The organism is Stenotrophomonas sp. MMGLT7 (genome assembly GCF_021168555.1).
In the GTDB taxonomy this organism is placed as follows: Bacteria; Pseudomonadota; Gammaproteobacteria; order Xanthomonadales; family Xanthomonadaceae; genus MMGLT7.
On the sequence record NZ_JAJOZS010000009.1, the window covers coordinates 126,269 to 151,002 of the forward strand.

The following is a 24,734-nucleotide window of genomic DNA, read 5'->3' on the forward strand; positions in this document are numbered from 1 at the left end:
GATTTCCTCGCTCAGATGGGATAGGCGGGCGCTTCGCCCTTGACGGTGAGCCACTGCCACTGGGTGAACTCCTCCCAGTTGGCCGGGCCGCCGATGCTGGTGCCGTTGCCGGAGGCACCGACGCCGCCGAACGGATTGATGACCTCGTCGTTGACGGTCTGGTCGTTGATGTGCAGCAGGCCGGTGCGCAGGCGTTCGCCCAGCCGCAGCGCGCGGCCGACGTCGCGCGAGAGGATCGCCATCGACAGGCCGTACTCAGTGTCGTTGGCCAGGGCGATCGCGTCCTCGTCGCTGTCGAACGGCACCACCACCGCCACCGGCGCGAAGATCTCTTCGCGGAAGGCGGGGTTGTCGGGGGTGATGCCGCTGAGCACGGTCGGCTCGAAGAACAGCCCGTCGTAGCCGCCACCGGTCTCGACCGTGGCGCCGGCGGCCGTCGCCGCGGCTACCACCTTGGCGGCGTGGTCGCGCTGGGCGGCGTTGATCAGCGGGCCCAGCGCGACCTCGCCCCTGGCCGGGTCGCCCACGGTCAGCCCCTTCGCCTTGGCGACCAGCTTGTCCAGGAAGCGCGGGTAGATGCCGCGCTGCACCAGCACGCGGCCGGAGGACATGCAGATCTGGCCCTGGTGCAGGTACACGCCCCAGGCGGTGTTGGCGATAGCCAGGTCGAGGTCCGCATCGTCGAGCACGATCAGCGAGTTCTTGCCGCCCAGTTCCAGCGAGACCTTCTTCAGGTGCTTGCCGGCGGCCTCGCCGACCTTGCGCCCGGCCGCGGTGGAACCGGTGAACTGGATCATCGCCACGTGCGGGTCGGCGGTCAGCGCCGCGCCGGCGGCGCCGTCGCCGGGCAGCACGTGCAACACGCCGGCCGGCAGCCCGGCCAGCTCGAACAGCCGCGCGATCGCGAAGCCGCCGCACACCGCGGTGCGTGGATCGGGCTTGAGCACCACCGCGTTGCCCAGCGCCAGCGCCGGGGCGACGGCGCGCATGGCCAGGTACAGTGGAAAGTTGAACGGCGAGATCACCCCGACCACGCCGAGCGGGCGGCGCCGTGCCAGCGACAGCCGCCCCGGCGTGGATGGCAGCACCTCGCCGTTGCTGCGCGCGGGCAGCGCGGCGGCCTCGTGCAGCGCCTTGGCGGTGATCGAGGCCTCGAAGGCGGCCTTGGCCCGGGTCGAGCCGCTCTCGCGCACGATCCAGCCACTGATTTCCCCACCGTGCTGCTCGGCCAGCTGCGCGGCCCGGCGCAGCACCTGCGCACGCTCCTCGTAGGGCGCGGCGGCCCAGGCCCGCTGCGCCTGTGCGGCGGCGGCGGCCGAACCGGCGACCATGGCGGCGTCGGCCATGCCGATCCGGCCCAGTTCGGCCCCGGTGGCCGGCTCGACCACCGCGGCCACCGCGCTGCCCTCGCGCCATTGCCCGTCGAACAACCTGTCCGTCCAGATCCCGGCCGGCAACAAAGTCTCCGATGCGCCCATGCGATTCTCCCGTTGCGATGACTGGGAGCATTCAAGGCCAGCTGCGACAACTTGCCCATCCACCTTTGGCCTATACGCCGCAAGGGATTGATCCACGGCCGGTTTCCGCCGGGCGCGGTGTCCAGTTCCTGGACAGTGGGCAGGCCCTGGCCGTCGCCCGCACCCGGCGATGGCGGGCCTGGCATACACTTCCACGTTCCCTCCGCCCAGCCATGCAGACGCTCCCCGCCCCGGCCGGGATGCCGTCGCGACCCGCCCGATGGACGACACCGCCCTGCCCGCCTCCGACCCGCTCGAACTCACCCGCCGCTGGATCGAGCGCGTGGTGATCGGCCTGAACCTGTGCCCGTTCGCCAAGGCGGTGTACGTCAAGCAGCAGGTGCGGCTGGTGCTCAGCGACGCCTCCACGCCCGAGGCGCTGCTCGAACAGCTGGCCGAGGAATTGCTGTTGCTGCGCGACACCCCCGCCGAGCAGATCGACACCACGCTGATCGTGCACCCGGACGTGCTCGGCGACTTCCTCGACTACAACGACTTCCTCGACAACGCCGACGCCGCGGTCGAGGCGCTGGACCTGCAGGGCGTGCTGCAGGTGGCCAGCTTCCACCCGCACTACCAGTTCGCCGGCAATGCGCCCGACGACATCGCCAACTACACCAACCGCGCGCCGTTCCCGACCCTGCACCTGCTGCGCGAGGACAGCGTGGAACGCGCGGTGGCCGCCTTCCCCGACCCGGACGCGATCGTCGAGCGCAACATCGCCACGCTGGAGCGGCTGGGCCTGGACGGCTGGAACCGGCTGATGTCGCCCGAAGGCGCGGCGCGGGACAACTGAGCCATGACGCTCGCGCCCGCCATCGCGCCGTGGGACCCGCAGCCGCTGCGGGAACGGGTAATCCTGATCACCGGCGGCGCCCAGGGCATCGGCCGCGGCATTGCCCAGGCGGTGCTGGGTGCCGGTGGCCGCGTGCTGATCGGCGACCTGGACGTACAGGCGGGGCACGCCTGCCTGGCCGAATGGCAGCGTCCGCGGCAGGCCGCGTTCCGCCGGCTCGACGTCGCCAGCGAGCGCAGCGTCGCCGCCTTCGCCAGGACCGCGTTGGAGAAGTTCGGCCGCATCGACGGGCTGGTCAACAACGCCGGCGTCGCCGATCCGCACGTCGCGCCGCTGCCGCAGCTGGACTGGAGCGAGTGGAACCGGCGGCTGTCCAGCCTGCACGGCGCCTTCCTGTGCAGCAAGCACGCGCTGCCGGCACTGGAACGCAGCCCCGATGGCGGCGCCATCGTCAACATCGCCTCGACCCGCGCCTGGCAGTCCGAGCCGCACAGCGAGGCCTACGCCGCCGCCAAGGGCGGGCTGGTCGCCTTCACCCATGCGCTGGCGCTGAGCGCGGGACCGGCGGTGCGGGTCAACAGCATCAGCCCCGGCTGGATCGCCACCGAGGCCTGGCAGTCGCCGGCGCGGCGGCGCAAGCCCAGGCTGTCACACGCCGACCACGCCCAGCACCCGGCCGGCCGCGTCGGCACGCCCGAGGACATCGCCGCGCTGGCGGTCTACCTGCTGTCGCCGGCGCTGTCCGGCTTCGTCACCGCCCAGGACTTCGTCGTCGACGGCGGCATGACGCGGAAGATGCAGTATGTCTGAGTGTTTCGGGCGAGGCGGGATTAGGGATTAGGGATTAGGGATTAGGGATTGGGGATTGGGGATTGGCAAAGGCCTTGCTCCTGCTTTTCCCGAATCCCTAATCCCGAATCCCCAATCCCGGCCTCACAACCACGCCTCCAGCAGCCGCTGCGCCTCGGCCAGCGAGGCGACGATGCGATGGCCCAGCGCGCGTACCTCCGCGTCCGGGGCCAGCATGTCCGGCACCTGGATCGCGGTCATCCCGGCGGCCAGCGCGGCGCGCACGCCGGTGGGCGAATCCTCCAGCACCAGGCAGGCGGCCGGGGCCACCTGCAGCCTGCCGGCGGCCAGCAGGTAGACGTCCGGCGCCGGCTTGGGCCGGTCCACGTCGCTGGCGGTGCACACCGTGTCGAAGTAGTCCAGCAACCCGGCCATGCGCAGCTTGTGCAGTGCCCGCTCGCGCAGCGAGGACGTCGCCACCGCGCGCGGGATGCCGCGGGTTGCGAGCAGTTCGAGCAGTTCGCCGATGCCGGGCCGGCGCGGGATGCCGCTGTCCTGCAGGATGGCGTCGTACAGCGCGTAGCTGCGGGCCAGCAGCGCCTCCGCGTCGCTGTCGCCGATCCGCGTGCGCAGCATCTGCCGGCAGGTGGCGTCGTCGCGGCCGACCATGCCCAGCCAGTACTCCGGCTCGACCTCGGCGCCGAGGTCGGCGGCCGCCTGCGCCAGGCATTCGCGGATGATGCGCTCGCTGTCGAGCATCAGCCCGTCCATGTCGAAGATCACCGCATCGGGCAGGAACGGCAGCGGCGCGATCGCGTTCATGCCGCCTCCCCTGCGCCGAACAGCCGCGCCTGCGCGGCGGCATCGAGCGCGCGCCACTGCCCTTCCGGCAGCTCGTCCAGCGCCAGTCCACCGATGCGGCTGCGGTGCAGCGCCTGCACGTGGTTGCCGGCCGCGGCGAACATCCGCCGCACCTGGTGGTAGCGACCCTCGTGCAGGGTCAGCCGTGCCTGCCGCGGCGCCAGCACCTGCAGTTGCGCCGGCAGCAGCGGGGTCTGCTCCGATTCGAGCATCAGCGTGCCGCTGGCGAACAGCGCCGCCTCGTCGCCGCGCAGGTCCTGCGCCAGCGTCGCCTCGTAGACCTTGGCCAGCTGGGCCTTGGGCGAGATGATCCGGTGCAGCAGCGCGCCGTCGTCGGTGAACAGCAGCAGGCCGCTGGTGTCGCGGTCCAGCCGCCCCACCGGCGACAGCAGCGGCGAGCGCAGGCGGAAGCGCGGCGGCAGCAGCTCGTAGACCAGGCGGCCGCTGTCCTTGGTCGAGCAGGTGTAGCCGGCAGGCTTGTGCAGCATCAGCAGCAGTCCGGGCGGCGGGTCCAGCGGCTCGCCATCGAGGCGCACCCGCGCCGGGTCGCCGAGTTCGTCGTCGGCATACAGCACCTCGCCGTCGGCGTCGGTGACGGCGCCCTCGCGGAACAGCTGCTGCACCTGGCGGCGGCTGCCGTAGCCGAGGTTGGCGATGTAGCGCAGCAGCTTCATGCGCCACGCCCGCTGCGGGTGGCGGCGATCACCTTGAAGCCGTCGCGTTCGGCGGCCACGCGCACCTGCCCGAAGCTGTCGTTGAGCACCTGCTCGTACGGCAGGTGGCGGTTGGCCACCAGCCACAGCTGGCCGCCGGGCCGCAGCGCCTGCGCAGCCACGGCGATGAAGCGCTGGCCGATGTCGGGGCGGTCGGCGCGCGCCGGGGTGTGGAACGGCGGGTTGCTGACGATGAAGTCGTAGCCGGGATCGATGCCGGCGGTGACGTCGTGCCAGCGGTAGTCCAGCGCCACGTCGCCGGCGACCGGTTCCAGGTTGCGCCGCGCCAGCGCCAGCGCGCGCGCCTCGGCCTCGTACAGGTCCAGCGCGGTCACCTCGGGGCAATGCGCCAGCACGTGCGCGGACAGGTAGCCGTAGCCGGCGCCGAGGTCGGCGCCGCGCCCGGCCAGGGTGGCCGGCAGCTGCCCGGCCAGCAGTTGCGAGGCGGGGTCGAGGCGGTCCCAGGCGAAGATGCCGGGACGACTGAGGAAGCGCCCGTCGAGGATCGGCCGCGGCGCGTCCAACGTGCGCCAGCGCGCCAGCAGCGCGGCGTCGTGGCCGCCGGCCTGCGGCGCGGTCCAGTAGACCCGGCAGTGGTTCTTGGTCAGCTTGCCGCCCAGGCCCGCCAGCTGCTGCAGGTCGCCCTCGCCCGAGCGCGCGCCCTCGTTGTTGGCCTGGCAGGCGACGACGATGCCTCCCGGCGCCACCAGCGCCAGCGCGCGTGCGAACAGCGCGCGCGCCTCCTCGCGCTGGCGCGGCGGCAGCACCAGCACCAGTTCGAAGCGCTCGTCGCCCGCATCCAGCGCGGCCTCGTCGGCCAGTGTCGCGTCGGCGTTCAAATGTCGGTCATGGGCGCCGCCATCGGCTTGCAGCGCAAGCCGCGGACCGTCGCCAAGACTGGCCGTCCTGGCAATGTCGGCGCCGCGGCGATGCGAGTCGAGGGCAGGCGCAGGGCCGGCATCTGAGCGTTGACACGACACTACTGGCCAGCCGTCGCGTTCCAGCGCCTGCGCGAACGGGCGGAAGCTCTGCTCGCACAGCAGTTCGCCGCGCACCTGCTCGCGCAGCGGCCAGCCGGCGCGTGCGCGCAGGAACAGCGCCCGGCCCGTCGGCCAGCGCAGGCTGCCGTTGGCGAACGGCAGCAACAGGGTTTCCAGGGGAGCGTCTTGCGCGGCAGGCATGGTCGGGTACGCGGATCGGGGGAGCCGCTCATTCTATCGGCCCGGCCCGCGCTCATCGCGGCTTGCGCCGCTCTGCCGCACGACCGCCCGGCGTGAAGGCGCGTTTGCGCTTCGCCAACGCCGCATTGATGCCGGCCGAACACTCGCGCGTCTAGGGTGGTGGCGCAACCCCACGAACAAGGAGAAGTCCATGCGAGCCCTATTCATCGGTGGCGTCGTCGACAACAGCGAAATGGACCTGGAGGGCACGCGTCCGCCCTTGCACTACCCCGAGAACACCGGCTCCGGCACGCCGCGCTACCGCCTGTACGGGGCCGGCGAGGTGGATGGCGAGGTGGTGTATGCCATCTACGGCGCCCCCGAGTTGCCGGAGGAAGAGGTCGCGCGCATCGCCGAGGAGCGCGGCTACGCGCGCCGGTTCGGCGCCGCGGCCGAGCCGGTCACGCCCTGATCCTGGAGCCCTGCCCAGGATCCTTGCAGGACCCTCGTAGGAGCGACTTCAGTCGCGATGTGGCTTTCCCGGTGAAGCCCGGTCGCGACTGAAGCCGCTCCTACGGATACCGCTATCGCGGTGCCGCTCCGGCCGGGGTGACGCGCCAGATCACATTGCCGACGTCGTCGGCCACCAGCAGCGCGCCGTGCGCGTCCTCGACCACGCCCACCGGCCGTCCCTGGGCATTGCCGTCGGCATCGAGGAAGCCGGTCAGCACGTCCTGCAGCGCGCCGCCGGGCTTGCCGTCGGCGAACGGCACGAACGCCACCTTGTAGCCGCTGCGCGGCTTGCGGTTCCACGAGCCGTGCTGGCCGATGAAGGCACCGCCGCGGTACTGCGCCGGCAGCAGTTCGCCCCGGTAGAAGGTCAGGCCCAGCGAGGCGGTGTGTGCGCCCAGCGCATAGTCCGGCTTGATCGCGCTGGCCACCAGGTCGGGCTTGGGCGGCTGCACGCGCTCGTCCACGTGCTGGCCGTAGTAGCTGTACGGCCAGCCGTAGAAGCCGCCCTCGCGCACCGAGGTCAGGTAGTCCGGCACCAGGTCGCTGCCGATCTCGTCGCGCTCGTTGACCACCGTCCACAGCGCCCCGGTCTGCGGCTCCCAGGCCATGCCCACCGGGTTGCGCAGGCCGCTGGCGTAGACACGGGTGGCGCCGCTGGCGGCATCGATCTCCAGGATCGCGGCGCGGTTGAGTTCGGCCTCCATGCCGTTCTCGGCGACGTTGCTGTTGGAGCCCACGCCGACGTACAGCTTGCTGCCGTCGGCGCTGGCCACCAGGCTCTTGGTCCAGTGGTGGTTGATGCCGCCCGGCAGGTTGGCGACGAAGCTGGGCTTGGCGTTGATCCGGGTCTCGCCTTGCCTGTAGGGGAAGCTCACCAGCGCATCGGCATTGGCGACGTAGAAGCGGTCGCCCACCAGCGCCATGCCGAACGGGGAATACAGGCCCTTGAGGAACTGCGTGCGCACCTCGGCCACGCCGTCGCCGTCGGCATCGCGCAGCAGGGTGATGCGGTCGGCGCTGGGCGCGCGCGCGCCGGCCTTCTTCATCACCGCGCCGGCGATGCGGTTCTTCAGGCTTGGCTTGTCGTCATCGCCGCGCGCCGGGGCGTTGGTCTCGGCCACCAGCACGTCGCCATTGGGCAGCACGTACAGCCAGCGTGGATGATCGAGGTCGCGCGCGAAGGCATTCACCGCCAGCCCGGCCGCCGGCACCGGCGCGGCGTCGCCGCTCCAGGGCTTGGCCGGCGCCACGTTCACCGTGGGAATCAATCGCTTGACCGGCTCCGGCAGCACCGGATTGGGCCCGGTGCCCTGCTCGACCGGGTAGCGGGCGGTATCTCCGCAGGCGGCGAGCAGGCAGGCACACAGCAGCGGCAGGCTCCAGCGGGCAGTGAGGGAAGACGTCACGGGCGGGACCTATGTCGGAAGTAAGCGCTTGATGATGGCCGCAGCGCGCGCCCGGAAGGTAAAGCCCGCGTCAAAACGTGCCCGGCTTCACGCTTGCCGCGGCAGCTCGCGAAGCCCGACCACGCTGTCCAGCCACACCCGGTGCTGCTGCACCGGGGTATCGATGTCGTCCAGCCGCAGCAGGCTGTTGCTGCCTTCCCGGCCGTCGCCGTCGAAGAACATCTGCAGGGTCGGCTGCACCGCGACGATGCCCAGTACCCGGCTGCCGTCGTCCAGCGTCAGCTCCACCCTCCGGCCCTCGGGCAGTTGCACGATGAGCGAGGTCAGCGCCTGGATCTCGGCCTCGGCGGTGTGGATGCGCGGTGCGTTTCGGGACACGGGAACTTCTCCTTTTCGTGGATCGTCCGATGGCGCTCGGCCCGGCCGCTACCTGCGGGCGCAGGCCGCGCGGATCACCGCCACCAGTTGCGAGATGCTGTACGGCTTGGACAGGTGGGCCTGGAATCCGGATGCCAGCGCGCGCTGGCGGTCGTCGTCGCGCGCCAGCGCGGTCACCGCCACCGCCGGCAGCGCCTCCGCGTCCAGGCCCATGTTGTCGCGGATGGTGCGGATCAGGCCGTAGCCGTCCATGCCGGGCATGCCGATGTCGGTCAGCAGCGCGTCGATGCGATCGTGGCCCTCGGTATCCAGCACCTCCAGCGCGGTGGTCGCCGACGGCGCCAGGATCACCTCGGCGCCCTGCTGCTCGAGCAGGCGGCCCAGGTAGTCGAGCACGTCGGGCTGGTCCTCCACCGCCAGCAGGCGCAGGCCGTCGAGCGACTGCGCTTCCACCACTTGCTCGGCCATCGCCGCCGCCGACCTGCGCGGCAGCGCGACGGCGGTATCGACCGGCTGCCGCGGCAGGGTCACGCTGAAGGTGGCGCCCAGTCCGGGCCCCGCGCTGGCCGCGGCGACCTGGCCGCCGTGCATCTCCACCAGCTGCTGCACGATCGCCAGCCCCAGCCCCAGCCCGCCGTGGCGGCGGGTGCTGGTGGCATCGGCCTGGCGGAAGCGGCCGAACAGGTGCGGCAGGAACTGCGGCGCGATGCCATCGCCGCTGTCGCTCACCTTGACCACGAAATGGGCGTCGTCGGCGCTGATGGACACGTCGACATGGCCCTGCTCCGGGGTGAACTTGAGCGCGTTGGACAACAGGTTCCAGAACACCTGCTGCAACCGCGTGGCATCGCCGCGGATCAGGCAGGGCTGGTCGGGAACCTGCAGCGAAAGCCGCAGATGCTTCTCCTCGGCCACCATCTCCTGCGCGCGCAGGGCCTCGCGCACCTGTTCGGCCAGGTCCAGCAGTTCCACCTCCAGCCGCACCTTGCCCAGCAGCATGCTGCTGAGGTCGAGCATGTCCGAGATCAGCCGCTTCTGCGCCCGCGCGCTGCTGGCGATCACCGACAGCCCCTTGTGGCTGGGATCGTCCGCCGGCAGCCGCTGCAGCAGCAGGTCGCTCCAGCCGAGGATGGTGGTGAGCGGGGTGCGCAGCTCGTGCGACAGCGTGGCCAGGAACTCGTCCTTCAGCCGCGCCATGCTCTCGGCGGTGTTGCGTGCGGTGCGCTCGGACTCGAGCAACTGCTCGCGCGCCATCTCGATCTGGCGGCGCTCGGTCACGTCCGGGCTGCTGCCGGCCAGGCCGATGAAGCGGCCGTCGGCCGAGTAGCGCGGTGTGGCGCTGATCTCCACCCAACGCCACTGGCCATCGCCGCGGCGGGCACGCACCAGCGCATGCATCGCACGCGGCTCGGCCAGTGCGGCATCCATCTCGTATTCGAGCACCGGCAGGTCCTCGGGGTGCACCAGCTGGTCCCAGCCGACGATGGCACCGGCCGCTACCCCAAAGAACGCGTAGTAGGCGCTGTTGACGAAACGCACCACGCCTCCGGCATCGAGCACCCACACCGGCATCGGCAGGCCGTCGGCCAGGGCGCTGAAGCGCGCTTCGCTCTCGGCCAGTTCGCGCTCGATGCGCTTGCGCTCGGTGATGTCGATGAACAGGATCGCGACCCGGTTCTGCGCCGGCTCGCCGATGCGATGGGCGTAAACCGAATACCAGCGGCCCAGCGCATTGGCCGGCAGCTCCATCCGCAGCGGCTCGCCGGTCAGGGCCACCTCGCCGTAGCGATCGAACCAGTGCTGGTCGTGCCCGGGCTCGATCTCGCGCATGCGCCGGCCGAGTGCATCCTTCAGCCCGGTGAAGCGCTCGAACGCGGGATTGATCTCGCGGAACAGGTAGTCCACCGCCACCGCGCCCTCGAACAGCACCTCGACCACGCAGAAACCGGCGTCCAGCGCGTGGAGGAACTGCTGGTAGTGCTCGCCGGGCTGCTGCGCGACGACAGCAGGAAGATTCTCGGCATCAGTGACGGGAGGATTCAACGGCGCTTCCATGGGGAGGTGTCGGACCGGGATCGGGACAACCGATCGGAGGGCGATTATGGCCGGCAACGCCAGGCAGTGACGTCAACGGAATGTGTAGAAAGCGCGCGATCTCACCACAACAGGGCCACCACGGCCACGATCGCGACCATGCTCAGCACGATGGCTGCGACCAGTCCGCGCAGCAGCCACACCCCTTCCCTGCTCAGGCGCTCGTCCAGCCAGGCCTCGGCCTCGCGCTGCCGCGGCACGATGATCGGGGCGTGGCTGGCCAGCAGCGACCGCACCCGGGAGGAGCCCAGGCTGCGGCACCAGTGCCGGCATTCGCGGGAGACGAGCGGACGTGGATCCATGGCCGCCACCTAGTGCAGCACGAAGCGCGGGGAGGCGCGCTCCAGTTCGTCTTCGATGGCCATGCGCGCCAGCCGGGTGTAGTTGGCGCGCACGCCGCCGCCGCGGCCCACGATCACCCCGAGATAGGCCATCTCGCGCCACACCCGTGCCGTCCACTGCACGCAGTCCTCGGCGATGACCAGCATCAGCGAGTAGCGGAAGCGGCCGCCGCGGCGGCTGGCGTACTCGTAGATCGGCGGGAACTGCACCGCGATGTCGCTCTCGCCGGCCAGCGCGGCCAGGTCGCGGCACAGCGCTTCGCGCACCTCCGGCCCCGGCTTCATGCCCATGTCGCGGGCGATGCTTTCCAGGGCGGTGTTCTGCAGGTCCATCTCGCGCACGAAGCTCTCCGCCCCGGTGACCGGGTTGTGGCCATGCTGCTTCGCCCAGGCGATGAACTGGAAGCGAAGATCGGCGCGGACGCGGGGAGGGCTTGGCTTCATGTCGCTCCGGATCTGTCGGGGTTGCTGGGTAGTGCGGCGATCCTCTCTTGGAAGGCGTGAAGCGACCGCCGACACCTCGTGATGCGGATGTCAGCGGCGATGAATCGCGTGCAACGGAGCGGCGGCGCGGGGGCGCACGCGCATTGCGGCCGGGTATGGCCGGCGCCACACTGGGGACAGTCCCCATTGGAGATCGCCATGAGAATCCCCGCGATCTGCGCTTCGCTGGTGCTTGCCTGCATGCTCGCGGGCGGTGCCATCGCCGCTCCGCGTACCGTCACCGATCCGCAGGCGCCGCGCGCGCTGCCCGGAGACGGCCCGGTCCAGGTGCAATGGACCGATCCCGCCCAGTTCAGCGACATCCGCCAGTCGCGCAACCGCTGGCAGGCCGAACGCGGCGACTGGGTGCAGCAATTGGCCGAGTACCTGCAGAAGCAGGCGCTCAGGCAGCTGCCCGACGGCCAGCACCTGGCCGTGACCATCACCGACATCAAGCGCGCCGGCGACTACGAGCCCTGGCACGGCCCGAGCGCGAACGATGTGCGCATCATCCGCGACATCTATCCGCCGCGGATCGACCTGGACTTCACCCTCACCGATGCCAGCGGCCAGGTGCTCGACCAGGGCCAGCGCAAGCTGGTGGACACCGGCTTCCTGTTCAGCAACCTCGGCCTGCCGACCTCGGACCCGCTGCGCTACGAGAAGCGCCTGCTCGACGACTGGCTGCGCAGGGAGTTCCGCCAGGACCGCGCCGCCGCCGTGCGCTGAGGCGGCGCCCACAGCGAGGCGGCTCCCCCGGCATCGAGCGTGGCTTGCCGCCCATGCAACCGCCCGAGGCGCCGGCGCATCGGGCGCGGGCCGCGCGGCCTCGCCCGCCGCGAACAGCCCACAGGCGTCAGCCGCCCAGATAGTGGCGCGGCACCCGCTTCAGGCCGCACAGCAGCCGGTAGGCGCTGCTGTGGCAGCGCTCGGCCAGCGTGGCCGCCAGCGGCGCTGCGCCCCACAGCGTCACCGCGCTGCCGATGCCGGCCTGCGGGTGCTCGCTCAGGTCCACGGTGAGCATGTCCATCGACACCCGCCCGATCAACTGCCCCGGGCGGCCATCGATCCGCACCGGGGTGCCGTTGGGCGCGAATTGCGGATAGCCGTCGGCGTAGCCCATCGCCACCACGCCGACGCGGGTCGGCCGCTCGGCGACGAAACGCGCGCCGTAGCCCAGCGGCTCGCCGGCAGCCAGTTCGCGCACGGCGAAGACCCTCGATTCCAGCGTCATCACCGGCTTGAGTTCGCCCGGCAGCGGCGTGCCGTCGGGGAAGGGATTGGCGCCGTAGAGCATCAGCCCCGGTCGCACCCAGTCGCTGCGTACCTGCGGCCAGCCCAGCAGCGCCGGCGAGTTGCACAGGCTGGTCTGCCCGGCCAGCCCGGCGGTGGCCGCGGAGAACACCTGCGCCTGCTCGCCGGTGCGCACGCAGTCCAGCTCGTCGGCGCGCGCCAGGTGGCTCATCATCGTCAGCGGCGCCAGCTGCGGCAGCGCCGACAGGCGCGCGTGCGCGGCACGGAATTCGTCCGGCGACAGGCCCAGGCGGTGCATGCCGCTGTCGAGCTTGAGCCAGACGTGCAGCGATGCGGCGGAGGTGGCGGCGAAGCGCTCCACCGCCTCCACCTGCCAGGGCGAACCCACCGCGGTCCACAGCCGGTGCTCGACGACCAGCGCCAGTTCGTCGGCCTCGAAGAAGCCCTCCAGCAGCAGGATCGGCGCGCGGATGCCGGCCTGGCGCAGTTCCAGCGCCTCCTCGATGCAGGCCACCGCGAAGCCGTCGGCCTCGCCCTCCAGCGCCTGCGCACAGCGCACCGCGCCGTGGCCGTAGGCATCGGCCTTGATCACCGCCAGCGCCTTGCCGCCGCCGAGCCGGCGGGCCAGGCGGTAGTTGTGACGCAGCGCGTCCAGGTCGATCAGCGCGCGTGCGGGGCGCATGCCACGGGCTCCTGTGCGGCCGCGGGGCGGCGCGAATAACGGGACATATCCAGGCCCTCGCTGCTGATCTGCGGCGCGCGGCCGGCCATCAGGTCGGCAAGGTAGCGCGCCGAGCCGCAGGACATGGTCCAGCCGAGGGTGCCGTGGCCGGTGTTGGTGTACAGGTTGGGGAACGGGGTGACGCCGACCACCGGGGTGCCGTCCGGCGTGGCCGGGCGCAGGCCGGTCCAGAACTCGGCGCGGGCCAGGTCGCCGCCGCGCGGGTAGAGGTCGTTGACCACCCGGTCCAGGGTGGCGCGCCGGCGCGGCGACAGCGACAGGTCGAAGCCGGACACCTCGGCCATGCCGCCGACGCGGATGCGCGTGTCGAAGCGGGTGATGGCGACCTTGTAGCTCTCGTCGAGGATGGTGGACACCGGCGCCTGCGCCGCATCGACGATCGGGATGGTCAGCGAATAGCCCTTGAGCGGATACACCGGCAGCCACAGGCCGAGCGGGGCGACCATCTGCGGCGAATAGCTGCCCATCGCCAGCACGTAGCGGTCGGCGACCTCGGTGCGGCCATCGATGCGCACGCCGCCGATGCGCTGGCCATCGAAGTCGAAGCGTTCGATCTGGCGGCCGTAGCGGAATTCCACGCCGGCCTGCTCGGCCATCTCCGCCAGGCGCTGGGTGAACAGCCGGCAGTCGCCGGTCTGGTCCAGCGGGGTACGCAACGCGCCGACCATCCGTACCGGCGCATCGGCCAGCGCCGGTTCGTGACGGGCGATACCGGCGCGATCCAGCAGTTCGTACGGCACGCCGTACTGCTCCAGCACGGCGATGTCCTGCGCGGCGGCATCGAGCTGGGCCTGGGTGCGGAACAGCTGCAGCGTGCCCAGCTGCAGGCCCTCGTACTGGATGCCGGTCTGCGCGCGCAGCTCGTCCAGGCTGTCGCGGCTGTACTCGGTCATGCGCACCATGCGCGCCTTGTTCACCGCGTAGTGCCCAGCGGTGCAGTTGCGCAGCATCTGCGCCATCCACAGGTACTGCCGCGGATCCAGGCCGGGCCTGATCGCCAGCGGCGCATGGCGCTGGAACAGCCACTTGAACGCCTTCAGCGGCACCCCCGGCGCGGCCCACGGCGAGGTGTAGCCGAAGGACAGCTGGCCGGCGTTGGCATAGCTGGTCTCCAGCGCCGGCGCCGGCTGGCGGTCGACCACGACCACCTCGAACCCGGCCTTGGCCAGGTACCAGGCGCTGGTCACGCCTATCACGCCGCTGCCGAGTACCAGAACGCGCATCGATCTCTCCACGGGAGGTTTCCCTGCCTGGCGATGGCAGGCAGGCCGAAACGACGAAGTATATTCACGCCTCTCCCGGTCTTTCCCCTGATTTTCCGCTCAATTCCAGGGAAAATCACCAACAACCTCACCCCAGGCATACCGATGGCCACCAGGACCCGCGAACTGGACAAGATCGACCGCAGGATACTGCGCGTACTGCAACAGGAAGGACGCATCTCCTTCACCGAACTGGGCGAGCGCGTGGGCCTGTCCACCACCCCGTGCACCGAGCGCGTGCGCCGGCTCGAGCGCGAGGGCGTGATCACCGGCTACCACGCGCGGCTGGACCCGACCGCGCTCAAGGCCAGCCTGCTGGTTTTCGTGGAGATCAGCCTGGCCTACAAGTCCGGCGACATCTTCGAGGAATTCCGTCGCGCCGCACTCAAGCTGCCCAACGTGCTCGAATGCCACCTGGTCTCGGGCGACTTCGACTACCTGCTCAAGGCGCGCATCAGCGAGATGGCCTCCTACCGCAAGCTGCTGGGAAGCACACTGCTGACGCTGCCGCACGTGCGCGAATCCAAGAGCTACATCGTGATGGAGGAAGTGAAGGAGACGCTGAACCTGCCGGTCGGCGACTAGCGCGCGTCCCGGGAACCTCCAACGAATCGTCCCTCCCGCGGGCGCTCGGCGGCGATGGGCATCATCGCAATCCCATGTAGGAGCGACTTCAGTCGCGATGAAGTTCCCCGTTTGAATCCCGCACATGGATGTGCGGGCTCCAGCAGAGGGGTCCGCATACAGGCGAAACCCGGTCGCGACTGGACTCGCTCCTGCACAAGGGCGTTCCCTGCGACGAAGCGGCCCGCAATTCCCCCAGAGCGCAGGAGGGCGGCCTGCGCCGCCCTCCCTCTCGCTTCACCAGCCGCAGATCACTTCTGCTGTTTCTGCCCGGGCTTCTGCCCGCCCTTGTTCTTCTCGTCCGTCTGCTGCTGGCTGTGCTGGCGGCCCTGCTGGTCCTGCTCGTGATGCCCGCCCTGCTGGCCCGGCTGCTTCTGACCCTGTTGGTTGTGCTGGTTCTGGTTGGCCATGACTGCCATTCTCGTGATGAAGGAATGTCGCCAGCGGCAGTCGCAAGGACATCACCGGTGGCGCGTGCACGTTGCGGCGCGCGCGGTTAATCGCGGGAGAAATCGCCGTGACATCCGGCTTGATCATGCTGACTGCGCCGCGGTCTTTCCGAACGGTTCATGCGGTCCCCGACATCCCGTCCATACACGATGGCTAGGGCCGGATGCGCAGGCCGTCCTGGCCGGGTGCGGCGTCATGGTAGCGGCCGGTGCGGGTGTCGAGCACGCGCCCCGGGCCTGCCTGCACCGCGCCGGGCACGAGGCGTCCGTTGCGGTCGTAGATGCGCACGTAGGGCGGCGGCTGCAACGAGGCGGGCGCGGGCGGATTGGCCGCCGCCGGCGCGGGGACGGCCGCGGCCTTGCGCGCCGCAGGCGGCGTCGTCCGCTGCGAGAGCGTGGAGGGCACCGCCGTCTGCGGACGGCTCTGCACCGGGGCGGCGGGCGCCGGCGCGATGACCGGCGGCGGCCGCGTGGCGGTCGGCGAGCTGCCGCCGGGAACCTGCGCGCCCGCCGCTGCCGCCAGCGAACAGCCCAGCACCAGTGCCGCGATCACCCCCACGCGCATTGCCATCTCGCTCTCCCGTTGCCCAAGCCTGCAATATACCCAGGCGCCGATGTGGCCCGGATAAACACCGCGGGCCGCCGCCACTTGATCGGTGCGGTCCGCACCGCCATCCATTCAGCCAGCGCCGCCCCGTCCCGATGCCGCGCTTCGCCAAGGAACCCACCATGACCGACTTCGATCTCACCCCGCCCGACGCCGAACAGCGCCAGGCCCTGGTCGCCGGACTCAGCGATGAGGAAAGGCGCGTGCTGCTGCATCACGGCACCGAGGCGCCGTTCTGCGGCGTGTTCCTCGACAACAAGCGCGAGGGCGTCTACTGCTGCCGGCTGTGCGGCCTGCCGCTGTTCCGTTCCAGCGCCAAGTTCGAATCCGGCACCGGCTGGCCCAGCTTCTTCGCGCCGGTGGACGAAGCCCACATCGGCCGCATCCGCGACACCAGCCACGGCATGATCCGCACCGAGATCGTCTGCGCCCGCTGCGGCAGCCACCTGGGCCACGTCTTTCCCGACGGGCCTGCGCCCACCCACGAGCGGCATTGTCTGAATTCGGTTTCGCTGGCGTTCACCGGCGAGGGCGAGCCCTACCCCGACCCGCTGCATCGCGGCGGCGCGGAGGCGGCGAGCGCCTGACCGCCGCAGGGCCGGCATCCCGCCGCCCGGAATCCGCCCGGCGGAATGCCGACTTCGCCCGCCATGGCAGCTTCCCTGCCACCGCAACACTGGCCGCCAGCCGCATAACGCGGCCAGCGCGGCACCCGGGACCACCATTCCGGAGCGACCGCCGGTCTTGCCGGACCGCCGGCATTCCTGCGGCAATGCGGCACACCTCATCCGGGACGAACGGGATCTTCAGAATCGCCGCGCGGGGCCGACAAATTGATATCCCCTGCGTTGTCGTTTCCCCATGCTCATCCTTGTCGGTTTCCTGATCGTGATCCTCAGCGTGCTCGGCGGCTATGTCGGCGCGCACGGCAAGCTGGGGGCGCTGTGGCAGCCGTACGAGCTGGTGATCATCGGCGGCGCGGCGCTGGGCGCGTTCCTGGTGGGCACCCCGGCGCGCACCGTCAAGGCCACGCTGGCCGCGATCCCGGCCGTGCTCAAGGGACCGCAGTACAAGAGCCAGGACTACCTGGACACGCTCAGCCTGATCTACGAACTGCTCAACAAGGCACGCCGCGAAGGCTTCATGGCGCTGGAGGACCATGTCGAGAAACCGGCGGAGAGCCCGCTGTTCCAGAACTACCCGAAGGTGCTCGCCGACCATCACCTGGTCGATTTCATCACCGACTGCCTGCGCCTGATGATCGGCTCCAACATCGAGCCGCACGAGCTGGAGCCGCTGCTGGAACTGGAACTGGAAAAGCACCACGAAGAGGCGATGGCGCCGGCGCACGCGCTTGAGAAGGTGTCCGACGCGATGCCCGGCTTCGGCATCGTCGCCGCGGTGCTGGGCATCGTCATCACCATGGGCTCGATCGGCGGCGAGATCACCGAGGTCGGCGCGCACGTGGCCGGCGCGCTGGTCGGCACCTTCCTCGGCATCCTGCTGGCCTACGGCTTCATCGGCCCGCTGGCCACCGCGGTGGAGGTGCGTGCGGACAAGGACGCGCGCATGTTCGAGGCGGTGAAGACCGCGCTGCTGTCGTGCCTGCGCGGCTACAACCCGAAGATCGCGCTGGAGTTCGCCCGCAAGACCCTGCCCTCGGACGTGCGCCCCGGCTTCGCCGAGTTCGAACAGCACCTGAAGACGGTCAAGTAGGACGCCTGCGATGAGCGACAAGCCCGCCATCGTCATCCGCCGGGTCAAGAAGATCCAGCGCGGCGGCCACCACGGCGGCGCCTGGAAGGTGGCCTACGCCGACTTCGTCACCGCGATGATGGCGTTCTTCCTGGTCATGTGGCTGGTGGGCGCCACCTCCACCAAGCAGCGCGAGGCGATCTCCGAGTACTTCCGCAATCCCAGCCCGCTCAAGGGCCAGAGCCCGGCACCGGCACCGGGCATGAACGGACCCGGCGGCGCCAGCAACTCGATGATCAAGCTCGGCGGCACCATGGAGATCCCGCGCGGGCAGAGCGACGACCCGTTCGCGCGCAAGGCCGACGGCGCCGATGACGGGGCGGCGGAGAAGCGCCAGCTCGAGGCGCTGATGGAGGACCTGAAGGAGGCGATCTCGCGCAGCCAGGCGCTGGAGCCGTTCAAGGACCAGCTGCTGCTGGACATCACCCCCGAGGGGCTGCGCATCCAGATCGTCGACCAGCAGAACCGGCCGATGTTCGACATGGGCAGCAGCGCGCTCAAGCCGTACACGCGCGACATCCTCGGCGAGCTGAGCCGCTTCATCAACCAGGTGCCCAACCACATCAGCATCACCGGCCACACCGACACCACCGCCTACAACCGTGCCGACGGCTACAGCAACTGGGAGCTGAGCAGCGAGCGCGCCAATGCCGCCCGGCGCGCGCTGGTGGCCGGCGGCATGGCCGAGGACAAGGTCAGCCGCGTGGTCGGGCTGGGCTCGTCGGTGCTGTTCGACAAGCAGGATCCGCACGACCCGATCAACCGCCGCATCAGCATCGTGGTGATGACCCGTGCCGCCGAGGACGCGGTGATCGCCCGCGATGGCCACAACGTGGCGCTGGGCCCGCCGCTGGACGATGCCGATACCCAGGTACCCGACCTGGCCGGGGCCACGGGCGCGCCCGCCGCCGGCGACCGCGAGCCGCAGCCGCCGATGCCGCGGGCGCCGGCGGCGCTGCCTCCGCAGCAGGCCGCGCCCTCGCCGTAGGCGCGGCACGCCGGCCAGGCACGGGGCGTGCCCTACAATGGCCGCCCGACTTTCCACGAGAAGCCCCGTGTCCCGAAATTCCAAGGCCAAGCGCGACCAGCGCAAGAAGAAGCAGCCCAAGCGCGGATTCGCGCGGCTGAACCACGACCTGCCGGTGAGCAACCACGCCGTGCTGCAGGACGAGAGCGGCCACGTGGTGGCGGCCATCGGCCTGCAGGGCAGCGAATGGCTGCTTTCGGTCGGCGGCCAGACCATGGGCAATGCCGACAACCCGGTGCCGATGCTGGCCATGCTCAAGCACCTGGCCAACGTGCAGGAGAAGGAAGGCAAGACCGTCACCCTGGACTATTCCACCCAGCTGCAGCAGATGATCGACGACCTCGCCGCCGAGGAAGGCAAGACCGCCGAGGAATACCTGGCCGCGCTGGTGGCCGAGTTCGAAGGCAGCGAGGACGAAGCGGACGGCGACAGCGGGGACGATGCCGACGCCTCCGAAACCCCGGATGCGGTCGCGGGCGAAGGCCAGGAACAGGCATCCGCACCTGCCCCGAAGCAGGACTGAGCCGCCGCGCGCGTCCATGGCGGTCTATATCGACGATGCGGTCCATCCCTGGCGCGGCCAGCGCTGGGGACACCTGCTGGCCGACACGCTCGAGGAGCTGCACGCGATGGCCGCACGGCTGGGCATCCCGCGGCACGCGTTCCAGAACAAGCCCAGCGGCGCGCACTACGACGTACCCGCCGACCGCCGCGAGCACGCCATCGCGCTGGGCGTACTCCCGGTATCGCGGCACACCGACCGTGCCCTGCTCAAGGCCCTGATCGCCAACGCCCGAGCGCAGGCCCGCGGCGAGCACGATTGACCTCGGGATCGATCCTTGCAATCCGCTGGCACGCCTGCTTTGCCGCAGAGGCCCAGGGCGCAGTCGTGCCAGCGCAGATGCACTGACGTCCGGGGAAAGGCGCCATGCCGGCAGGTGCAATGCATGGCCCAGGACGGAGGTCGCTTCCGGGAGGGGGGTCGCGCAGCGCCGTTGTGTCCGGGGGGCATTGCGGCTGCCCGGGCTACGTTGCCCCGATCGAGGCTTGCACGACGCTCCCTCTACTCGTCACTCCCGCGATTTCCCGCAGCCGGACGGCTGGTCGAGCGAGGGCCAGTGAGGGTTCGCGCCAACCGAGGGCCCACCCTTGCGCGGGAGTGGCGATCGGTGTTTCCCGGACAGGTGCGAGCAAGCGGGAATCCAGCGACTTTCGCGGTGGTGTCGATTCCTGACGGCCCCGTCTTTCGCCGGGAACGTCCCGCAAGCGCCTGACCTGGAGACAGGCGCAACCCCGCCAGCCCGGTCGCGCCCGGCTTGACGGTGCATGCACCCGCGGCAGGTGTAGGCTGGCGCGACGCTCGACGACAGTGGCGCCCGACATCCTCGCCATGTTCCGCTGGGTCCGCCGCACCGGCGGGATCTGCATGGCGGCCTTCGCATGGAGCAAGCCATGAAGCAGTTCTCCTTCATCCGACGCCTGGCCCCGGCCTGGCTGCTGCTCGCCTGCCTGCTGGGCGGCCTGGCGCCGGCCGTCGCCGTCGAACCCGCGCCTGCCGGACAGCAACCGCTGCGCATCGGCATCATCGGCACCGGCAACATCGGCGGCGCCCTGGCCACCCACTGGGTGCAGGCCGGGCACGAGGTGATGATCTCCTCGCGCCATCCCGAACAGCTCGAGCCGCTGGCCGCCCAGCTGGGCCCGCGCGCGCAGGTAGGCACCCCGGCGCAGGCGGCGCGCTTCGGCGACGTGGTGCTGGTCTCGGTGCCGTACGGCGCATTGCCGCAGATCGGCCGCGACCTGCGTACCGAGCTGGCCGGCAAGGTCGTCATCGACACCGGCAACCCCTACCCCGGCCGCGACGGCGCCATGGCCGAGCAGGCGCGGCGCGAAGGTGCCGGCATCGCCTCGCAACGCTACCTGCCCGGCACCCACCTGGTGCGTGCGTTCAACGCCATCTCTGCCGGCAACCTGCGCAGCCTGGCGCATCGCCGCGGCAGCCTGGTGGCCATCCCGATCGCCGGCGACGATGCGCGCGCATTGCAGGTGGCCTCGCAACTGGTGCGCGATGCCGGCTTCGAGCCGGTGACGGTCGGCGGACTGGCGCAGGCACGCCGCTTCGATGTCGGCTCACCGGTCTATGTGCAGGTGATGGACGCGCCCCAGCTGCGCCGAGCGCTCGGACTCCAACAGTGAACGTGGACGCAGCCCGGCCATGCCCATCGACCTTTCCCGCCGCCGCCTGCTGGCGCTGGCCGCGTCGATGACCGTCCTGGACGCCGCGGCGGCTTCGCCGGCCACGCCGCCGCAGACCCTCGTCTTCGACGACGACGGCAGCATTCCCAACAGCCGCCTGCCGCTGCTGCTGTACCGCGGCGCCTTCGCCGCGCGTGCCGACGCCGGCGCACGCTGGCTGGAACAGCGTTTCGCCAGCAATGGCTGGACCGGTGCCTGGCGCTGGACCGTGTATCCGTTCCACCACTACCACAGCAACACCCATGAGGTGCTCGGCGTGTTCAGCGGCAGCGCCACGCTGCAGCTCGGCGGCGAGAACGGACAGGCCGTGGAAGTGGCCGCCGGCGACGTGATCGTGATACCCGCCGGGGTCGGCCACAAGCGGCTGCGTGCCAGCGACGGCTTCCAGCTGGTCGGCGCCTATCCCGACGGTCGCTCGCCGGACCTCATGCGCGGCGAGGACGGCGAACGCCCGGCCGCCGACCTGCGCATCGCCCAGGTACCGTTGCCAGCGCGCGATCCGCTGCTGGGCGAAGGCGGCCTGTGCTCGTTGTGGCGTTGATGGCCCGCGTCGCCGCGCCCGGCATCCCGGCGGCGGCCTCGATGCCGCGGCCCGCTCCATCCGCCGGATATCGCACTCCCGCAATCCGAACTTGGTGCCTACCCGGCCTCGTTCTATGCTGTGCCGCTCGAAGCCGGCGCCACAGCCGGCATGGCCGCTTTCCGCAATGACCGACTCCCCTCCCGAGCACCTGGCAATCAATCCGCAAAGCCCGTTCCACGATGCCGATGCGCTGGCGCGCGGCGTCGGCGTCCGCTTCAACGGCATCGAACGCGACAACGTCGAGGAATACTCCGTGGGCGAGGGCTGGATCCGCGTACAGGTGGGCAAGGCACGCGACCGCCGCGGCAACCCGATGACGATGAAGATCAGCGGCAAGGTGGAGCCGTACTTCCTCGACGGCGCAGCCAAGGCCGAATGAGTTGCCGCTGACGCGCTTCACCTGGTTGCGCCGATCGCTGCTGGCGCTCGCCGCGCTGGCCTTGCTGCTGGCGGTGGCGTTCGTCATGGTGCGCTACCTCCACGTCGACAACCGCGTCGTCCGCTGGCTCCGCGACCAGGTGCCCGGACATGCATGGAACCAGCCGCGATGGCAGGGGCACAGCCTGTGGCTGCCCGGTTACCGCTACGACATCCAGGGCCGCGTCCTGGAGGGCGTGGACGACAACCTGTCCGGGCTCAGCTACGACGCCGGCAACGACCGCCTGCTGGCGGTGATCAACCGGCCGTCCCAGTTGCTGGTGCTCGATGGCGAAGGCCGCGTCCTGCAGCGGCATCGCCTGCAGGGCGCATCGGACGTGGAAGCGATCGCCTGGCTCGGCGACGACGAGGTGGCCCTGCTGCAGGAAGGCCGGCGCTCGGTGATCGTGGCGAGACTGCCCGCCGGCGACGGCGAACCGATCGACGTCACCCGGGCGCGGGTTATCGCGCTGGAGATGGACGAGGCCGGCAACAACGGCCCGGAAGGCCTGGCCTACGACGCCGCCGGCGACGTGCTGTACGTGGCCAAGGAGCGCAGCCCGACCGCCTTGTACGAACTGCGCGGCGTGCTCCGCGGCGAGACCGTGCAGGTGGATCGCAGCGCCTGGCTGAAGGGACTGGATTTCGCCACCGACATCTCCAGCCTGGAGTTCGACCCGGCGCATCGCCACCTGCTGCTGCTCAGCGACGAATCGCAGCTGCTGGCGGAGATCGCCGCCGACGGCCGGCCGGTGAGCTGGCGTTCGCTCGCCAACTGGAACGGCCACCTGCCCGTTCCCCAGGCCGAAGGCGTGGCGCTGGGCCGAAACGGCACCCTCTACGTGGTCAGCGAGCCGAACCTGTTCTACCGGCTGCAGCCGGCGACGGCGCGCTGAATCGCATACCCGGACTAGCTACAGCTGTCGCTAAGCGCGCGTCTTGCCCGCCACCCGTTCCATTGCGGCATTTCTGTAAATCTTGCGGCAACCACAGATCGATCGTGCCGAGGTAATTCTGGGCAGGTCTGCCGAAGGATGCGACCGTGTCGAAAATGCCTAAGAACCGGAAGGTGATTGGATACGACTGATAGGTCAACACTCCATCGCTGCTCTTGCAGGACTTCAAGAGCCGGTTGACAAAGGCCCTGGCCAATGCCGTTCCACGCGAAAAACCGAAGACAGAAACCTCGATCGACTTGATAAAATGGTGGCCACTGAGCGCCCTGTTGAGATCTTCCAAACCTTTTTTTGGTTCTTGTCGTAGATGGCCTTGACCTGAGCACCGGCCTTGTTCGACAAGATCTGAAGCGCACGCTTGAGCATGTCGTTCAGGCCGACGTCACCGCTCTCAAGTCGCGGATCAGCACCCGCACCCGCGCTGCCGCCAATGAAATTGGTGTCCCGAAGATGCTTTGTTCAACTTTCACCACGGCTCTTCACGGTTCAACTTCGTGCCAACGACGGAAATATAGTAGGCATACATGCCACTTCCCGGCTCGCGGCGAGAAGCATCATACGGACAGGCGACGTCGTTCCATTTCTTCTCGACTACATCGGCACTACGATTGTTGCCCGTGCCATCTAAAAAGCTATCTTCAACCTGTCGCAGCAATCCTGCCTGGCTTGCGGACCACTCTTGCTAACGTCATCAGCGGCAGCCGTCAGCGAAGCGATCAAATCGTGAGCCGACTCCATCACGGCTCTCCTTCTTTCTTTTCAGGCGGAATGTCTCGTGTCAAAGTGAACTCAACCCGCTCTTCCGGATAGACATGAACACCAAGATATTTATAAGCACCTGACGGCTTTGGGATTTTCCCGGTGGAAGATGCCTGAATTCCCGCTCTGGGTGCCCCTTCGATGCCACCATATGTCCATCTGACATCAGCAGCACCCGGCTTGACATCAATGCAACAATATATCCCCCCTCCTGTCCCTCCGGAGCCGTACGCCTGAAAATACCCTCCTACATATTTACCCTGAACCACCATATCCCCTAAAGGGCTCGAAGTGTAATTAAAAACAACCACATTGACCGACATTTCTTGTGCCATACAACCACCCATAGCCATTGAGAGCCCCACAATCAGCAACCTAGTTAATTTCATCCACGAATATGATAATGAAATTCTTGTTATATTGATTTTCATGGTTAAGCGCCCTCTTTATCCTTATCGTCTCCGGAAACCCAAACCCGTGCCTGCCGCAGTACGTCGGCAGGCAATGATTTAAGCATTTCAGTGAATGGCTGCCGGCCTTCCTTTACCACGACCAGCGCCTGGGCGATCGGCGGGAATCGATGGAACCGCTCGCCGAGGATCATGCCTGCACCGGTGAAGTTGACCAGATCCTGCAGGCCACGTATGCCGTGGCCATTGGCCGCATCCGGTAATCCGCACGCCATGCGGTAGTTCTCCCAGTCGCTTCGATCCGACAAGACGCCCGGCTGATTGAACTGCCGGCCGGCTCCAAAACCTCCAGCAGGGCAGGCAGGATTGCGCATCGGCCAACTGCACCATGAAGGCGCCCACAGGCGTCACCGCCTCCAGCTGACCACGGCAGATGTCCGGCCAGGCCCAACAGATCTAGCCCAACGGCGTAACGCCCAACATCGACCAACCTTTGCGCAGCCGGCATTCCCTTCCATTGCGCATGCAAGTGCACGGCATCCACCAACGACTACTCGATCAGACGGGTGTTGCCCGGACAGG

General features: G+C 69.5%; 28 protein-coding genes and 1 pseudogene. 14 read left to right on the forward strand and 15 right to left on the reverse strand.

The annotated features are described in order from the left end of the window. Positions 1–11 precede the first annotated feature (11 nt). Positions 12–1,478 (reverse strand): benzaldehyde dehydrogenase, encoded by a 1,467-nt coding sequence (locus LRX76_RS12655; protein WP_231805764.1) that lies wholly within the window; start codon positions 1,476–1,478, stop codon positions 12–14. 259 nt (positions 1,479–1,737) lie between these two features. On the opposite strand from LRX76_RS12655, the gene LRX76_RS12660 reads away from it, so the two are divergent. Together LRX76_RS12660 and LRX76_RS12665 are read left to right on the forward strand one after the other, a co-directional pair. Continuing rightward, positions 1,738–2,313 carry a DUF1415 domain-containing protein gene (locus LRX76_RS12660; RefSeq protein WP_231805766.1) on the forward strand — a complete coding sequence of 192 codons (576 nt, stop codon included), beginning with the start codon at positions 1,738–1,740 and terminating at the stop codon, positions 2,311–2,313. Positions 2,314–2,316: 3 nt separating this feature from the next. Further along, the gene (locus LRX76_RS12665; protein WP_231805768.1) at positions 2,317–3,123 is read left to right on the forward strand and encodes an SDR family oxidoreductase; all 807 of its coding nucleotides are present in this window, start codon (positions 2,317–2,319) and stop codon (positions 3,121–3,123) included. 123 nt (positions 3,124–3,246) lie between these two features. Here the strand turns inward: LRX76_RS12665 and LRX76_RS12670 are convergent, their stop codons facing one another. From LRX76_RS12670 to LRX76_RS12680, 3 genes are read right to left on the reverse strand one after another with little or no spacing between them, the layout of a single operon-like run. After that, complete coding sequence (locus LRX76_RS12670) at positions 3,247–3,924, reverse strand: HAD family phosphatase (protein WP_231805770.1); 678 nt, start codon at positions 3,922–3,924, stop codon at positions 3,247–3,249. After that, a complete protein-coding gene (locus tag LRX76_RS12675; RefSeq protein WP_231805772.1) occupies positions 3,921–4,637 on the reverse strand; it encodes a 16S rRNA pseudouridine(516) synthase in 717 nt (238 codons plus the stop codon). Before LRX76_RS12675 ends, LRX76_RS12670 begins: the two co-directional genes overlap by 4 nt. Continuing rightward, the gene (locus LRX76_RS12680) at positions 4,634–5,857 is read right to left on the reverse strand and encodes a class I SAM-dependent methyltransferase (RefSeq protein WP_231805774.1); all 1,224 of its coding nucleotides are present in this window, start codon (positions 5,855–5,857) and stop codon (positions 4,634–4,636) included. Before LRX76_RS12680 ends, LRX76_RS12675 begins: the two co-directional genes overlap by 4 nt. A 190-nt stretch (positions 5,858–6,047) precedes the next feature. Between LRX76_RS12680 and LRX76_RS12685 the strand changes: the two genes are divergently transcribed. Continuing rightward, entirely contained in the window at positions 6,048–6,308 is a 261-nt protein-coding gene (locus LRX76_RS12685; RefSeq protein ID WP_231805776.1) for a hypothetical protein, read from the forward strand. Between the two features lie 112 nt (positions 6,309–6,420). Here the strand turns inward: LRX76_RS12685 and LRX76_RS12690 are convergent, their stop codons facing one another. From LRX76_RS12690 to LRX76_RS12710, 5 genes are all read right to left on the reverse strand, one after another. Beyond that, a complete protein-coding gene (locus LRX76_RS12690) occupies positions 6,421–7,755 on the reverse strand; it encodes a sorbosone dehydrogenase family protein (RefSeq protein WP_231805778.1) in 1,335 nt (444 codons plus the stop codon). Between the two features lie 87 nt (positions 7,756–7,842). Next, positions 7,843–8,133 (reverse strand): DUF3247 family protein, encoded by a 291-nt coding sequence (locus LRX76_RS12695; protein WP_231805780.1) that lies wholly within the window; start codon positions 8,131–8,133, stop codon positions 7,843–7,845. A gap of 48 nt (positions 8,134–8,181) precedes the next feature. Further along, positions 8,182–10,188: a PAS domain-containing sensor histidine kinase gene (locus LRX76_RS12700; RefSeq protein WP_231805782.1), complete on the reverse strand. Its 2,007-nt coding sequence runs from the start codon at positions 10,186–10,188 to the stop codon at positions 8,182–8,184. A 101-nt stretch (positions 10,189–10,289) separates the two neighbouring features. Further along, complete coding sequence (locus LRX76_RS12705) at positions 10,290–10,529, reverse strand: hypothetical protein (protein ID WP_231805784.1); 240 nt, start codon at positions 10,527–10,529, stop codon at positions 10,290–10,292. Between the two features lie 9 nt (positions 10,530–10,538). Then, complete coding sequence (locus tag LRX76_RS12710; protein ID WP_231805786.1) at positions 10,539–11,012, reverse strand: hypothetical protein; 474 nt, start codon at positions 11,010–11,012, stop codon at positions 10,539–10,541. 198 nt (positions 11,013–11,210) lie between these two features. Between LRX76_RS12710 and LRX76_RS12715 the strand changes: the two genes are divergently transcribed. Beyond that, positions 11,211–11,780, forward strand: coding sequence for a DUF3016 domain-containing protein (locus tag LRX76_RS12715; RefSeq protein ID WP_231805788.1), 570 nt, complete (start codon positions 11,211–11,213; stop codon positions 11,778–11,780). Between the two features lie 127 nt (positions 11,781–11,907). Here the strand turns inward: LRX76_RS12715 and alr are convergent, their stop codons facing one another. Together alr and LRX76_RS12725 are read right to left on the reverse strand one after the other, a co-directional pair. Continuing rightward, entirely contained in the window at positions 11,908–12,987 is a 1,080-nt protein-coding gene (alr, locus tag LRX76_RS12720; RefSeq protein WP_231805790.1) for an alanine racemase, read from the reverse strand. Beyond that, positions 12,966–14,270 (reverse strand): D-amino acid dehydrogenase, encoded by a 1,305-nt coding sequence (locus LRX76_RS12725; protein WP_231805792.1) that lies wholly within the window; start codon positions 14,268–14,270, stop codon positions 12,966–12,968. The genes alr and LRX76_RS12725 overlap by 22 nt, the downstream gene beginning before the upstream one ends. 144 nt (positions 14,271–14,414) lie before the next feature. Between LRX76_RS12725 and LRX76_RS12730 the strand changes: the two genes are divergently transcribed. Further along, the gene (locus LRX76_RS12730; protein WP_231805794.1) at positions 14,415–14,894 is read left to right on the forward strand and encodes a winged helix-turn-helix transcriptional regulator; all 480 of its coding nucleotides are present in this window, start codon (positions 14,415–14,417) and stop codon (positions 14,892–14,894) included. Between the two features lie 290 nt (positions 14,895–15,184). On the opposite strand, the gene LRX76_RS12735 is transcribed toward LRX76_RS12730, so the two are convergent. Both LRX76_RS12735 and LRX76_RS12740 read right to left on the reverse strand, forming a co-directional pair. Next, positions 15,185–15,343, reverse strand: a complete 159-nt coding sequence (locus LRX76_RS12735; protein WP_231805796.1) for a hypothetical protein — start codon at positions 15,341–15,343, stop codon at positions 15,185–15,187. Positions 15,344–15,536: 193 nt separating this feature from the next. Continuing rightward, positions 15,537–15,953, reverse strand: a complete 417-nt coding sequence (locus LRX76_RS12740) for a classical arabinogalactan protein 4 (protein ID WP_231805798.1) — start codon at positions 15,951–15,953, stop codon at positions 15,537–15,539. A 158-nt stretch (positions 15,954–16,111) separates the two neighbouring features. Between LRX76_RS12740 and msrB the strand changes: the two genes are divergently transcribed. The 9 genes and pseudogenes from msrB (at position 16,112) to LRX76_RS12785 (ending at position 22,923) form a co-directional block, all read left to right on the forward strand. Continuing rightward, the gene (msrB, locus tag LRX76_RS12745) at positions 16,112–16,576 is read left to right on the forward strand and encodes a peptide-methionine (R)-S-oxide reductase MsrB (protein ID WP_231805800.1); all 465 of its coding nucleotides are present in this window, start codon (positions 16,112–16,114) and stop codon (positions 16,574–16,576) included. A gap of 274 nt (positions 16,577–16,850) precedes the next feature. Beyond that, positions 16,851–17,705 carry a flagellar motor stator protein MotA gene (motA, locus tag LRX76_RS12750; protein WP_231805802.1) on the forward strand — a complete coding sequence of 285 codons (855 nt, stop codon included), beginning with the start codon at positions 16,851–16,853 and terminating at the stop codon, positions 17,703–17,705. Between the two features lie 10 nt (positions 17,706–17,715). Beyond that, positions 17,716–18,642 (forward strand): annotated as a pseudogene (motB, locus tag LRX76_RS12755) (flagellar motor protein MotB); the annotation flags it as partial. A gap of 157 nt (positions 18,643–18,799) precedes the next feature. Continuing rightward, the gene (locus LRX76_RS12760) at positions 18,800–19,294 is read left to right on the forward strand and encodes a hypothetical protein (RefSeq protein WP_231805804.1); all 495 of its coding nucleotides are present in this window, start codon (positions 18,800–18,802) and stop codon (positions 19,292–19,294) included. Between the two features lie 16 nt (positions 19,295–19,310). Then, entirely contained in the window at positions 19,311–19,595 is a 285-nt protein-coding gene (locus tag LRX76_RS12765; RefSeq protein WP_231805806.1) for a DUF4031 domain-containing protein, read from the forward strand. A 628-nt stretch (positions 19,596–20,223) separates the two neighbouring features. Beyond that, on the forward strand, positions 20,224–20,967 hold the full coding sequence (locus LRX76_RS12770) for an NADPH-dependent F420 reductase (RefSeq protein WP_231805808.1): 744 nt from the start codon (positions 20,224–20,226) through the stop codon (positions 20,965–20,967). A 19-nt stretch (positions 20,968–20,986) separates the two neighbouring features. Beyond that, positions 20,987–21,568 (forward strand): cupin domain-containing protein, encoded by a 582-nt coding sequence (locus LRX76_RS12775; protein WP_231805810.1) that lies wholly within the window; start codon positions 20,987–20,989, stop codon positions 21,566–21,568. A gap of 166 nt (positions 21,569–21,734) precedes the next feature. Further along, a complete protein-coding gene (locus LRX76_RS12780; RefSeq protein ID WP_231805812.1) occupies positions 21,735–21,989 on the forward strand; it encodes a DUF3297 family protein in 255 nt (84 codons plus the stop codon). A 25-nt stretch (positions 21,990–22,014) separates the two neighbouring features. Next, positions 22,015–22,923: an SdiA-regulated domain-containing protein gene (locus LRX76_RS12785; RefSeq protein ID WP_231805814.1), complete on the forward strand. Its 909-nt coding sequence runs from the start codon at positions 22,015–22,017 to the stop codon at positions 22,921–22,923. A 797-nt stretch (positions 22,924–23,720) separates the two neighbouring features. Here LRX76_RS12785 and LRX76_RS12790 read toward each other — a convergent pair. Continuing rightward, positions 23,721–24,173 (reverse strand): DUF3304 domain-containing protein, encoded by a 453-nt coding sequence (locus LRX76_RS12790; RefSeq protein ID WP_231805816.1) that lies wholly within the window; start codon positions 24,171–24,173, stop codon positions 23,721–23,723. A gap of 2 nt (positions 24,174–24,175) precedes the next feature. After that, the gene (locus LRX76_RS12795; protein ID WP_231805818.1) at positions 24,176–24,526 is read right to left on the reverse strand and encodes a hypothetical protein; all 351 of its coding nucleotides are present in this window, start codon (positions 24,524–24,526) and stop codon (positions 24,176–24,178) included. Between the last annotated feature and the right edge of the window lie 208 nt (positions 24,527–24,734).